Annotated in this window: 11 protein-coding genes; 5 read left to right on the top strand and 6 right to left on the bottom strand. The window is 38.8% G+C overall.

Annotation, left to right across the window (positions count from 1 at the left end; translation table 11 throughout):
• Nucleotides 1–9: 9 nt before the first annotated feature.
• The 6 genes from H8S63_RS06805 to H8S63_RS06780 form a co-directional block, all read right to left on the bottom strand.
• Nucleotides 10–774: a thiamine pyrophosphate-dependent enzyme gene (locus H8S63_RS06805; protein ID WP_007757401.1), complete on the bottom strand. Its 765-nt coding sequence runs from the start codon at nt 772–774 to the stop codon at nt 10–12.
• Between the two features lie 12 nt (nt 775–786).
• Nucleotides 787–963, bottom strand: coding sequence for a hypothetical protein (locus H8S63_RS06800; protein WP_007757400.1), 177 nt, complete (start codon nt 961–963; stop codon nt 787–789).
• Between the two features lie 7 nt (nt 964–970).
• On the bottom strand, nt 971–2,053 hold the full coding sequence (locus tag H8S63_RS06795; RefSeq protein WP_007757399.1) for a 3-methyl-2-oxobutanoate dehydrogenase subunit VorB: 1,083 nt from the start codon (nt 2,051–2,053) through the stop codon (nt 971–973).
• Nucleotides 2,054–2,064: 11 nt separating this feature from the next.
• The gene (locus H8S63_RS06790) at nt 2,065–2,292 is read right to left on the bottom strand and encodes a ferredoxin family protein (RefSeq protein ID WP_004297419.1); all 228 of its coding nucleotides are present in this window, start codon (nt 2,290–2,292) and stop codon (nt 2,065–2,067) included.
• Between the two features lie 34 nt (nt 2,293–2,326).
• Complete coding sequence (locus H8S63_RS06785; RefSeq protein ID WP_186926261.1) at nt 2,327–2,608, bottom strand: tol-pal system YbgF family protein; 282 nt, start codon at nt 2,606–2,608, stop codon at nt 2,327–2,329.
• Nucleotides 2,609–3,304: 696 nt separating this feature from the next.
• Nucleotides 3,305–3,862 (bottom strand): RNA polymerase sigma-70 factor, encoded by a 558-nt coding sequence (locus H8S63_RS06780; protein WP_186926259.1) that lies wholly within the window; start codon nt 3,860–3,862, stop codon nt 3,305–3,307.
• A 208-nt stretch (nt 3,863–4,070) separates the two neighbouring features.
• Between H8S63_RS06780 and H8S63_RS06775 the strand changes: the two genes are divergently transcribed.
• From H8S63_RS06775 to H8S63_RS06755, 5 genes are all read left to right on the top strand, one after another.
• The gene (locus tag H8S63_RS06775) at nt 4,071–4,994 is read left to right on the top strand and encodes a FecR family protein (protein ID WP_186926257.1); all 924 of its coding nucleotides are present in this window, start codon (nt 4,071–4,073) and stop codon (nt 4,992–4,994) included.
• A 250-nt stretch (nt 4,995–5,244) separates the two neighbouring features.
• Nucleotides 5,245–8,523, top strand: a complete 3,279-nt coding sequence (locus H8S63_RS06770; RefSeq protein WP_186926255.1) for a TonB-dependent receptor — start codon at nt 5,245–5,247, stop codon at nt 8,521–8,523.
• A 24-nt stretch (nt 8,524–8,547) separates the two neighbouring features.
• Entirely contained in the window at nt 8,548–10,119 is a 1,572-nt protein-coding gene (locus H8S63_RS06765) for a RagB/SusD family nutrient uptake outer membrane protein (protein WP_022275023.1), read from the top strand.
• A 27-nt stretch (nt 10,120–10,146) separates the two neighbouring features.
• A complete protein-coding gene (locus tag H8S63_RS06760; protein WP_186926253.1) occupies nt 10,147–11,172 on the top strand; it encodes a glycoside hydrolase family 18 in 1,026 nt (341 codons plus the stop codon).
• 12 nt (nt 11,173–11,184) lie between these two features.
• On the top strand, nt 11,185–12,387 hold the full coding sequence (locus H8S63_RS06755; protein ID WP_186926251.1) for a DUF1735 and LamG domain-containing protein: 1,203 nt from the start codon (nt 11,185–11,187) through the stop codon (nt 12,385–12,387).
• Nucleotides 12,388–12,477 lie beyond the last annotated feature (90 nt).

The raw sequence follows: 12,477 nt of genomic DNA, 5'->3' as shown, positions 1-12,477 counted from the left end.
CTTTTAGCGTTATTCTTTATCTTTTAAATCACCCAGCGGATAGAACGGGAACATATGTTCTTCCATCCATTTGTTTGCTTTTTCCGGGGTCATCTTCCAACCGGAACTACAAGTGGAAACGATTTCTACCAAATTGGAACCTTTACCGTTCATCGAGTTCTCGAAAGCCTTGCGAATAGCTTTCTTCGCTTTACGGATGGCCGGTACCGATTGTACGGACTGGCGGCTTACGTAAGCTGTTCCTTCCAGTTGGGCGGCGATTTCTGTGATTTTCAATGGATAGCCGTGAAGTTCAACGTCACGTCCGTAAGGACAAGTCGAGCTCTTCATACCTACTAGTGTAGTCGGGGCCATCTGGCCGCCTGTCATACCGTAAATGGCATTGTTGATAAAGATAATCGTGATGTTTTCGCCACGGTTCAAAGCGTGTATAGTTTCGGCTGTACCGATACAAGCCAAATCACCGTCACCCTGGTAAGTAAATACGAGGCGATCCGGCCACAGACGCTTCACAGCAGTTGCCACAGCAGGAGCACGTCCGTGTGCAGCTTCCTGCCAGTCAATATCCAAATAGTTATAGGCGAAAACTGCACATCCTACCGGAGAGATTCCCACCGTTTTATCTTCCATACCCATCTCCTCTATTACTTCGGCAATGAGCTTGTGTACCACACCGTGACTGCAGCCCGGACAGTAGTGCATGGCGTTGTCGTTCATCAGAGTCGGTTTTTTGTAAACCAGATTCTCGGGTTTGATTATTTCTTCTTTAGTCATAACTTCTTCTCCTTATCTGTTGGTGAACCGTATAAAAAACTCCATCAGCTTGACAAAGATTGCCGCGCCGCATACGTAGATAAACATTTTGAAATCTTCCTTTCCTACAACGAAATAGGTGATAATGGCTGCAACAGCCAGAATCATGAAAAGGATGTTCAGTACGTTTCTTATTTTATCGGGATTCATCGTTTCGTTATTTGATTATTTTTTCTTCCAAAGCAGTTACAATTTCATCCGGATCGGGGACGATACCGCCGAGACGTCCGAAATGCTCTACCTTTATTTTACCGTTAACAGCCAGGCGGACATCTTCAATCATCTGTCCGGCATTCAGCTCCGTAACAAGCATACCTTTTACTTTGTCAGCATAAGCGGCAATGGCCTTTGTAGGGAACGGCCACAAAGTAATCGGACGAAGGATACCTACCTTGATACCTTTCTCACGAGCCAGCTCCATGGCTTTCTGACCGATACGTGCCATTGAGCCAAAAGCAATAATCAGATATTCTGCATCTTCACAGTTTATTTCTTCAAAACGTACTTCGTTTTCTTCGATTTGGCGATACTTAGCCTGGAAGCGGAGGTTGTTGATTTCCATTGCTTCCGGTTTCAGTTCCAAAGAAGTGATGATGTTCGGTTTGCGATCTTTAGCCTTTCCGGTAGCAGCCCACGGACATTGCTCAATCACTTCCGCTTCTGTGCGGCGTGGCTTTTGTGCAGGAAGAACAACCTTTTCCATCATCTGTCCGATCACACCGTCAGCAAGAATAATGGCTGGATTACGATATTTGAAAGCCAGTTCGAATCCCAATGCCACGAAATCTGCCATTTCCTGTACAGATGCCGGAGCAAGAGCGATTAGCTTGTAGTCGCCATGACCACCGCCTTTCACAGTCTGGAAATAGTCGGCCTGACTCGGTTGGATGGTTCCTAATCCGGGACCGCCACGCATCACGTTTACAATCAGACAAGGAAGTTCGGCACCTGCGATGTAAGATATACCTTCCTGTTTCAGACTGACGCCGGGACTTGAAGACGATGTCATTACCATCTTTCCGCTGCCTGCGCCTCCATATACCATATTGATAGCTGCCACTTCACTTTCTGCCTGGAGTACTACCATGCCGGTTGTTTCCCACGGTTTCAGTTCAGCAAGTGTTTCCAACACTTCCGATTGGGGAGTAATAGGATAACCGAAGTATCCGTCCGCACCGCAACGGATAGCTGCGTGGGCGATGGCTTCGTTTCCTTTCATTAATACAACTTCTTCTGCCATATTCTTTTCTTTTATTCTACTTTTACTTTATACACTGAGATACATCCGTCCGGACAAACTGTTGCGCACGAGCTGCATCCGTTACAGGTATCTTCTTTCACTTGCCAGGCATAGTTATAGCCTTTCATGTTTACCTCTTTGTTGAGGGCGATTACATCGAGCGGACACGCCACTACGCACAGGTTACATCCTTTGCAACGCTCTGTGTCGACTACGATTGCTCCTTTGATTTTTGCCATAATCTTTATTTTATTACGTTATCTTTGAGTACGGTTATTGATTATACATATCTTTGTGATAGAAGTTTAGAATATCTATCGCCATTTTCCGGGCCTGAACAGCGGGGCTGTCAGGATTAAGGTCGATAGCGTATTGGTAATTGTCCAGCGCTTGCTTCCAGTCTCCTTTTTTCCGGTAGGCATTTCCCCGTAAATAGTAAAGAATATCTTTCTCGTTTTCGACAGAAGTGTCTAGGAGAAGTTGGTTCAATTGCTCAATCGCTGTGTCCACATCCCCCTGATTGATAAGCTCTTTTAGGTTTTCTATTTGCTTCATTTCTTTTGTCTTTCGGGATTCTGAAACGCAAAGATAGTTTTTATTTGTGTAAATGAGACAAATGAAGCCGGAAATTTGTATTTGGGAAAAGACTTTCCTGTGGATATTGTTATGCTCACAAGGATGAATGAAATAAAAAAAGATCTTCACCTTTTCTCTGTATCGACCTGTTTATCGGAATTAGCGGGTGAAGGGCAATCTTTTCACTTGCTGTTTCACCTTCCTTGAATCCGAATCAAATATGCGGTCGCTTTAGTCTATTGTATTGGTAATAGACTGCTGGGAGACTAATGGATAACTTCGTGTGCCTTATTAGAGAAACTCCTTGTTAGTATAGACAAAGTTGTATTTCATTAGACGTGTTCTATAAACAAAGGCTTCGTTTGTGAAAACAAAGGTTTGGTTTATATAAACGAAGCCTTCATTTATAAAAACGGAACCTTCGTTTATAGATTGTTTGTAGTAGAAAGCAAGTTAGGTTGTAACAAAAGTAAGTTTAGTTGGATTGAAAAGTAAGTTCTACTATAATAGAAACATAGAGAGTTAGTATATTATCGGATTGTATGGGTGAGGAGAAGGTGAAAGAGCTGCTCTTCACCCGCAAATATTGATAAACAAAGCGTTTCAGCGAAAAGGTGAAGGGCATTTGAGACAGGAAAAAGTGTGTAAGTTGTAGGGGTGGACAACAATGAAGAATTAGATTTTTGCAAATAATAGCAGAAATAAGGGCAGATAATCTTTCAATTCATTTCGCATAAGCTCCATTGTTTTTTGTTTGTACCGATTGATGGACTTTACGCTAAGATTCATTTCTTCCGCAATTTCCGTATGGGTCTTTCCTTCATAGAAACTTTTTATAAATACCGTGCGATAACTTTCCGGGAGTTTATTCAGTGTTTCGTACAGCATTCTGTATAATTCGTCAAGGGTATATACGCTGTCCGGTTCCACTTCGTAAATGGGAGCTTTCTTTTGAACAACTTCTGCATAGTTCCATTCATACTCTTGATGTTTCAGATAATTCAGGCAGCTGTTTTTTACACACATTTTGATATATCCCAATGCTGTGTCCGATTGAAAATCAAAAGAATCTATTTTATCCCATAGTGAAGTAAATACATCAGAAACAATATCTTCCCGTGTCTCTTTATCATCAATAAATTTTTTTGCATATAGGACGAATGGAGCATAAAACTCTTCATAAAGTTGCTTGAAGGTCTGTTCTTTAGGCTGTTTTTGAAAAGATATTTTCATTATTTTGAGATTCTGTTGTTTTTCATTTCGCTGCAAATATATAATAAGATAATCGCTAAACCTTAATTTTTCTATTTCTTTTTTTATTCTTTTGATGGGAAATTTGGAAATAAAATAAAAAAAATCCGTTTTTCCTGTCCCTTTTGGGAAGCTTTGATTGTATTATAAATGTAATTGCAATTAACAGATAAAGATTTTAAAAGAAAATATGGAAAATATGAATCCGGAATCATTGTTTCGCAAAGCACAGGCATTGGGAGATGATATTAGAGAAATGGAGTCCATCGATACATTGGCGGCCTATCATAAAGCGAAATTTGATATAAATAAGATAGAAAGAAAAAAGACTGTTTATAGTCAGTTGATGCGATATGCGGCATTATTGGCTATTCCTCTTTTAATGACATCTTTGGTTCTGGGATATTTATATTTTGATGGAGCGGAAGAAGAAGTAAAGTATGCCGAAATTACGGCTGCTACCGGTTCGGTGATACGTTATGAGCTTCCGGATGGTTCTGTGGTGTGGCTGAATGCTGGTACGACTTTACGTTATCCTACGGTCTTCAAAAAAGATAATCGGAGTGTAGAACTGAAAGGGGAGGCCTATTTTGAGATACAGGCAGATCAAGAACGTCCTTTTTATGTAAATACCCGGAATGGATTGAGTGTCTATGTTTATGGTACAAGATTCAATGTAAACGCTTATGAAAATGACGATTATATAGAAACAGTGTTGGAGAAAGGTAAAGTAAATGTGATAACCCCCAATCGGGAAACAATAGTTTTGACTCCCGGAGAACAATTGCTTTACGATAAACAGAGTCAGAAATCGGTAAAGAATAAAGTAGATGTTTATGGAAAGATAGCTTGGAAAGATGGAAAGTTAGTTTTTAGAAATACGCCGTTAGAGGAAATCTTCAAGAGATTGGAACGACATTTCAATGTGGATATTCAATATAATAATAGGTGTGAAAAAGAATATAGATATCGGGCTACTTTCCGGGATGAGACTTTGTCGCAGATATTGGATTATATGGCTAAATCTGCAAAAATGAAATGGAAAATTGAAGAATCTCAGCAACAAGCTGATGATACGTTTACAAAGAAAAAAATTATAGTGGATTTGTATTAGTAGTAACCTTTAAAAATAGAATAGCCTATGAGATACACGCATTAAAGATGAAAAAAGGAAGAAAGTTGCTACCAACAACTGTCTTCCTCAGAAAACAGATTCACGGTATGGGGTCTTGCAAACACTAACCGGAATCAAACCATAGTTCATTTAGTAATAAACTTTAGTTAGCCGCAAATGTATGAAAAAAAATCATTCATTTATTGCATTATGTTCTAAATATGCTTTAAATCTAAAACTTCCTTTAATTATGAGGATCAGTCTTACACTACTTTTCCTAGTGGTATTACAGCTTTCTGCTGAAAATAGCTACGCCCAACGAATGCGTATTGCCATTTCTATGAGTAATGTATCTGTAGAACAGGTACTGAACAAAATCGAGGAGACTTCTGACTACGTATTCCTCTATAATGATGAGACGATTCAAAAGAGTCGTATTGTGTCTGTAAGAAGTAAATCCGGAAAAATTACTGATATTCTGGATGATATATTCAAAGGAACGGATATATCGTATACTGTGATTGATAAACAAATAATATTGTCTAAATCAAATAAAGTTAACCAGACTGCTAAGGCTATTCAGATAAAAGGTACGGTAAAAGATGCCTTGGGAGAGCCGTTAATTGGTGTCAGTGTATTGGTGAAAGGTACTTCTAACGGTACGGTGACTGATTTGGACGGGAGATTTTCTTTGAATGTTTCCGTTGGAGATATTCTTGAATTCTCGTATGTTGGTTATGCAGCTCAGTCGGTAACGGTAAAAAATGCGACCCCGTTGGATATTGTGTTGAGTGAAGATGCGCAAGCTCTGGACGAGGTGGTAGTAACTGCATTGGGTATCAAGAGAGAAGCTAAGGCTTTGACGTACAATGTGCAGGAAATAAAAGCAGCCGGTATTACAAAAGTGAAAGATGCTAATTTTGTAAATAGTCTTTCCGGTAAGATTGCAGGTGTGACTATCAATCAGAGTTCATCGGGAACCGGTGGTTCTTCCCGTGTTGTCATGCGTGGAACGAAATCTTTGTTTGGTGAAAATAATGCATTATATGTTTTGGATGGTATTCCAATGCAGGGGTTAAGGACCAAACAATCCGATAATTTTTATGAGTCTGTTGAAGTAGCCGATGGTGACGGTATATCTAATATCAATCCGGAAGATATAGAAAGTATGTCAGTTTTGACTGGAGCTTCTGCAGCGGCTTTGTATGGTAACAGAGGAGCTAACGGTGTGATATTGATTACAACCAAAAAAGGTGCAATTGGAAAGCCTAGAATAAGTTACTCTAACAGCACTAGTTTCTCAAGACCTTTCGTTACTCCTGAATTTCAGAATACATACGGACGTAAGGAAGGTGAATTCAAGAGTTGGGGAGATAAATTGGAGAAACCTTCTACATATAATCCATTGGACTTCTTCCAGACAGGTTTCAATACGATGAATTCTATTGCCGTATCGACCGGAACGGAAACTAATCAGACTCATATATCTTTTGGAGCTGTAAACTCAGAGGGTATTATTGACAATAATAAATACAACCGTTACAACTTTACATTCCGTAATTCTTGGGATATTGTGAAGAATGTTTTGAGTATGGATATGGGATTATTCTATATTAAACAGAATAATCAGAACAGTAATGGGCAGGGTATGTATTATAATCCTTTGGTACCAATTTATTTGTTTCCACCAAGTGACGATATAAATAAATATGCTGTTTATGAAAGATATGATGCCGATAGAAATTTCAAGACTCAATATTGGCCTTATGGTAATCAGGGATTGGGTATGCAAAATCCGTATTGGATTATCAACCGTAATATGTTCAATACCGACAGAGATCGTTATATCATTTCATTGTCAATGAAATGGAATATAACCAATTGGCTTAATATTATCGGACGTGCCCGTATTGATAATGCTTATACTGATTTCGAACGTAAACTGTATGCATCTACAGATGGGTTATTCTCTAAATCTCAAGGAAATTATATGAATCAAGAAGATAAGAATACTTCAACTTATCTTGATTTCTTAGTGAATGTAGATAAGAAGTTCGGTGAAAATTATCATCTGTTGGTAAATTTGGGAGGGAGCTTTTATGATGAGAAATATAAATCGGATACGTTTGAAGGCAATTTAGTAGGGGTGCCTAATTTCTTTCACCCGAGTAATATACCTTCTACGGAAAGTAATTATAACAAATCCGAATTACATACCCAGACACAGTCCATCTATGGTAAAGCTGAAATCGGTTATCGGAACTTTCTTTATGCAGATGTCACAGGACGTATAGACTGGTTTTCTACATTGGTAGGTACATCTAAAGAATATGTATGTTATCCTTCAGCTGGTCTTTCAGTCATATTGTCAGAAATACTTCCTTTGCCGGAAAAAATCATTTCTTTCTGGAAGATTCGTGGATCATATGCACAAGTTGGTAATCCTCCAAGCGCATACCTTCCTTATGCTACGGTAGCATTGGAGAATGGTAATGCAACAAGTGCCAATTTTACGCCTGCCAGTCATTTAAAACCGGAGATGACCAAGGCATTCGAGTTCGGTATGGACCTGCGCTTGTTCCAAAATAAATTGAATATCGCAGCAACATATTATAATTCAAACACTTATAACCAATTGTTTAAATATGAGCTACCGCCTAGTACAGGGTATGCTTTTGCTTATGAAAATGCCGGTAAGGTAAATAACTGGGGTATTGAATTGAGTGTTGGTTTTAATCAAGATCTGGGACCTGTACAGTGGAATTCAAACTTGATTTATTCAATGAACCGTAATGAGATTAAAGAATTACTTCCTGAATATGTAACCGACCGCACTACGGGTATGACCGTAAAGTCACCGACAGAGTTTTCTGTGGCCACTGCTGATTCATATAGAATGATTTTGAAAGAAGGTGGTAGTATGTCTGACATTTATGCGACTAAACTGAAACAGGACTTGCATGGAAACATTCTTATTACTAATGGGGGCGTGTCGGCAGAAGAAAATACTTTCATCAAAGTAGGTTCTGCGGCTCCAAAATATAATTTAGGTTTTAGAAACAGCTTTTCTTGGAAGGGGCTGGAACTTGATTTCTTGATTGACGCACGTGTTGGCGGTGAAGTTATCTCGGCTACACAGGCTCTGATGGATCAGTTTGGAGTGTCTCAGCAAACAGCAGATGCACGTGATAATAAAGGTGTAGTGGTGAATAAAGGAAAACTGGATGCGGAACAGTATTATGGAACTGTTGCTTCAGGTAAGACCGGTTTGCTGGCACATTATGTATATAGTGCAACCAATGTTCGTTTACGTGAAATGTCATTATCATATATGCTTCCATCAAAATGGTTTGGAGAAAAGTTAAATATTTCTCTTTCTTTGACGGGACATAACCTGTTGATGTTCTACAATAAAGCTCCATTCGATCCGGAACTTACGGCTAATACAGGGACTTATTATCAAGGTTTCGATTATTTTATGCCTCCTAGTTTGCGTAGTTTCGGTTTTGGTGTAAAAGTTAACTTTTGATTTTAATTTTTTAAAAAGAAGAAAATGAAAAACAAAATCTATAATATCTCACATATTTGTTTCCTGATGCTTATTTCCTGTTTTTTGTTAGGAAGCTGTATGTCTGATACGATTAATCTGGATCCTGATAAAATTCAGGAAGAAGAATTAGACAAAGACAATTTATGGGGTAGTTATCTCACGACGATGCAGCGTAGGGTAGTTCCTGAAGATGTTAACTTGTTTCAGCGCTCGGAGGACCTTTTTGGTAATATGTATTCTGGATATTTTGCAGGAACGCAGAACTGGGGAGGGGGAGCAAATGGTACTACTTACGCTATTTCTGATGAATGGAAGGATGCTCCTTTTAAAAGTGCGTTTGTGGAATTTTTGTCTTCTTGGAATATTCTGCGTCAGAAAGTGGATTCTACATCTGTTCTTTTTGCTGTTGGTGAAATTGTAAAGGTGGAAGCTATGCATAAAGCTACGGATATGTATGGTCCATTACCCTACTTGAAATTTGGATTGACAAATCCCGTCCCTTATGATTCACAACAGGCTATCTATGAATCATTCTTTAAGGAACTTGATCATGCCATTGATATCTTGGTTAAATTTGATCAGGCTAATCCGAGTTCTAAAGCCCTTGTTAAATTTGACCTGATTTTTAATAGTAATATCCCGAATTGGATTCGTTTTGCAAATTCTCTGAAATTACGTTTGGCGATGCGTATAAGTGCTGTTTATGAGGATGCTCAGAAAATAGCTGAAGCAGCAGTTGCTCATCCGTATGGGGTGATTGAAAGTAATGACAACAATCCGACAATGCAGTCCAATTCTAACCTTTCGTTTACCTATAACAATCCTATTCACAGTATTAGTAGTGCCGAAGGTTACGAAGAGGATGTAATGGGTGCCACTATGGATGCTTATTTGAATGGTTTTGAGGATCCTCGTAGAGCTGTGTTTTTTGCGTTGTCTTCTAATGGCAATTATCGAGGGTTGCGTAATGGACATAAGAATGGAGATATTTTTAAAGGTGACGAGGGGTTGTCTAAACCTAATATACAACAAGGAACACCTTACATCTGGATGACTGCGGCTGAAGTTTTCTTTTTACGGGCGGAAGGAGCCTTAAAGCAATGGGATATGAAAGGTACTCCGGAGGCTCTTTATAAATCCGGAATACGTGCTTCTTTTGAACAGCATGGAGTCAAAAATGTGGAAAATTATCTGGTCAGTACTAAAGTCCCGGCAAGATATCCTGGATTTAAGGCTAGCCCTTCCGCGCCTGCGCCATCTGATATTACGGTTGTTTGGAATACGAACAGTACAAAAAAACAGTTAGAACAGATTATTACCCAGAAATGGATTGCAATGTATCCATTAGGACAGGAAGCATGGAGCGAATTCCGTCGTACAGGATATCCTAAAATATATGAGATTGTCAATAACGAAAGTGGCGGTGTTATTAGTACTTCTATACAGATCCGCCGTGTTCCTTTCCCTTATTCTGAATATCTGGGGAATAAGGATGAAGTAGAAAAGGCTATAAAACTATTGAACGGTCCGGATACCGGAGCAACTCGTTTATGGTGGGATTTAGCAGACAAATAGTAATAAGTATTATTTATAATAAACGATATGAAGAAATTATTAATGTATATAATTGTTTCTGTGATGATTGGCACGGGGATTATATCGTGCAATACGGATATAGAAGCTTTGGATATAGTAGTTCCTGATAATATGTCTGAAGAATATTGGGAAAATTTGAGAGCATATAAAGCTAGGAATGATCATGAAGTCTTTTTTGGCTGGTTTGGCGGATGGACAGCTAACTCTGCTGATATGATAAACTTCTTGAGCAGTGTACCTGATAGTGTGGATATTATTTCTATATGGGGTGATTATAAGAATTTAAGTCCGGCTCAAATAGAAGATTTGCGTTATGTGCAGGATGTGAAAGGAACTCGGGTGACATATACGATCTTCGCTCACAAAATTCCTGATGAATTTATGTCTGGAGAGAATCATGAAATTGCAACTTCGGAGGGAATAGAAGAATATGCCAAGGCATTAGTTGATACAATGTATAAGTATGGTTATCAAGGTATTGACCTTGATTATGAGCCTGGATATCAAGAATTCCCGGGAGTTCCGTTCAATGGCCCTTTGGTTGGACCTTCATCTATGTGGCCTGACTATATGGACAATATGGAAATTTTTGTAAAAGCATTGGGTAAGCATATTGGGCCAAAATCCGGAACTCGTAACTTGTTGATTATCGATGGTGTGCCTTATCATTTGAAACAAGGACTGGCTGAGTACTTTAATTATGGTGTTGTGCAGTCATATAATTCTCCATCGTATTCTGATTTACAGAGTCGCTTTGATAATGCTGCTCGGAATGGTTGGAAACCAGAACAGTATATCTTTGCAGAGACATTTGAAGGTGGAAAATATGTGAATGGAGGGGTTTTGCATACTTTAAGAGAGGGAGGTACAGTACCGTCACTGGAAGGTATGGCACGTTTTCTTCCTATGTATGAAGGTAAATTGGCTACTCGTAAAGGAGGTTGTGGTACATATCACATGGAAAATGACTACCGCTCTAATCCTAATTACAAATGGACACGTGAGGCTATCAGAATAATGAATGAACATTAATATTTGAAAAAAATGAAACAGAATATAAAATATGCACTATTGACTCTGTTCTCCTTTTTAATGATGTCTTGCCAGAAAAGTCAGGAATATTATGAAGGAGTGTATATTGTAGGAGCAGATAAATTATCTCCGGTTGCTAATTTGACGATTGATGATTTACCGGCAGTGATTGGTATTAAGGTTGCTTCATCTAATGCAATAGAGAATAATGTGGAAGTAATGATGAAGTCTACTCCGGAATTGGTAGAATCGTTTAATAAGGAGTATAAGAAGAATTATGAATTACTTCCTGAAAAATCTTATAAGTTGGAAAATACAAGCTTGATAATTGAAAATGGAAAAAGCATTTCTTCAGAAGGTGTACGTTTAAGTATTATCAGTCGCGAACTATTGAAAGAGGGTACGACTTATGTGCTCCCGGTAAGTATTGTGGGAGTGTCTGATAAGAATCTTTCTGTCATAGAAGGCTCGCGTACTATATACATCGTTATTAATCAAGTTATCATAACACAAGCGGCTGATTTGTCTAATAGTAGGGAATATTTTAAGGTTGATTTTAGGAAAGAATCAAAATATAATACCGCGGCATTGACAAATGTAACGTTTGAAGCTCGGGTACGTTTTAAGAAGATGATACCTACAAGTGGAAAATGGTGCTTCTCTGTTATGGGATTGGAAGAGAACTTCTGTTTGCGTACGGCAGGCAGTAATACAGAGGGTTGGAAGCTGCAATTGAGTGGTGGAAGTCCAGCTATCGATTCCAGAGATGTTTTGCCTAATGATAAGTGGGTGCACTTAGCTTGTGTTTATGATGGTTCACAAGGTAAAAAGTTTATTTATGTTAATGGCGAATTACAAGGAGAACTTCCGGATACACGAGGTACTGTTGATTTAACCTACGCTTACGGGCAGGATGCAAATGCTGCATTCTATATTGGACAATCAGCTGCTGATGACCGTTATATGAATGGGTATGTCAGCGAGGCACGTGTATGGGCTGTCGCCCGTTCAGCTGCTGATTTGAAGAATAACGTATGTTGGGTGGATCCTTTAACTGATGGGTTGGTTGCTTATTGGAGATTCAATGAACCTGCTGAGGATAATGCTAAGGTTGTAACCGATCTTACTGGTAATGGATACAATGCTACTTTTGCTGGTTGGGGAAATCTTAGGTTTGTAGAAGGAGTGCGTTGTCCTGATAATACTGCTGAATAGTTATAATGAAGATATTTAAACAATAGTGTGAAGCCTAAAAGTTAGATAAAGGGACTTTTAGGCTTCTTTTTAATTTTAATCGATGTTGGT

The organism is Bacteroides sp. NSJ-39 (assembly GCF_014287315.1).
In the GTDB taxonomy this organism is placed as follows: Bacteria; Bacteroidota; Bacteroidia; order Bacteroidales; family Bacteroidaceae; genus Bacteroides; species Bacteroides finegoldii.
This window is presented reverse-complemented; position numbering and strand designations above follow the sequence as displayed.

Coding starts and splice junctions, on each gene's coding strand:
- H8S63_RS06805 (WP_007757401.1), bottom strand. CDS start 774: ATGACTAAAGAAGAAATAATCAAACCCGAGAATCTGGTTTACAAAAAA.
- H8S63_RS06800 (WP_007757400.1), bottom strand. CDS start 963: ATGAATCCCGATAAAATAAGAAACGTACTGAACATCCTTTTCATGATT.
- H8S63_RS06795 (WP_007757399.1), bottom strand. CDS start 2,053: ATGGCAGAAGAAGTTGTATTAATGAAAGGAAACGAAGCCATCGCCCAC.
- H8S63_RS06790 (WP_004297419.1), bottom strand. CDS start 2,292: ATGGCAAAAATCAAAGGAGCAATCGTAGTCGACACAGAGCGTTGCAAA.
- H8S63_RS06785 (WP_186926261.1), bottom strand. CDS start 2,608: ATGAAGCAAATAGAAAACCTAAAAGAGCTTATCAATCAGGGGGATGTG.
- H8S63_RS06780 (WP_186926259.1), bottom strand. CDS start 3,862: ATGAAAATATCTTTTCAAAAACAGCCTAAAGAACAGACCTTCAAGCAA.
- H8S63_RS06775 (WP_186926257.1), top strand. CDS start 4,071: ATGGAAAATATGAATCCGGAATCATTGTTTCGCAAAGCACAGGCATTG.
- H8S63_RS06770 (WP_186926255.1), top strand. CDS start 5,245: ATGAGGATCAGTCTTACACTACTTTTCCTAGTGGTATTACAGCTTTCT.
- H8S63_RS06765 (WP_022275023.1), top strand. CDS start 8,548: ATGAAAAACAAAATCTATAATATCTCACATATTTGTTTCCTGATGCTT.
- H8S63_RS06760 (WP_186926253.1), top strand. CDS start 10,147: ATGAAGAAATTATTAATGTATATAATTGTTTCTGTGATGATTGGCACG.
- H8S63_RS06755 (WP_186926251.1), top strand. CDS start 11,185: ATGAAACAGAATATAAAATATGCACTATTGACTCTGTTCTCCTTTTTA.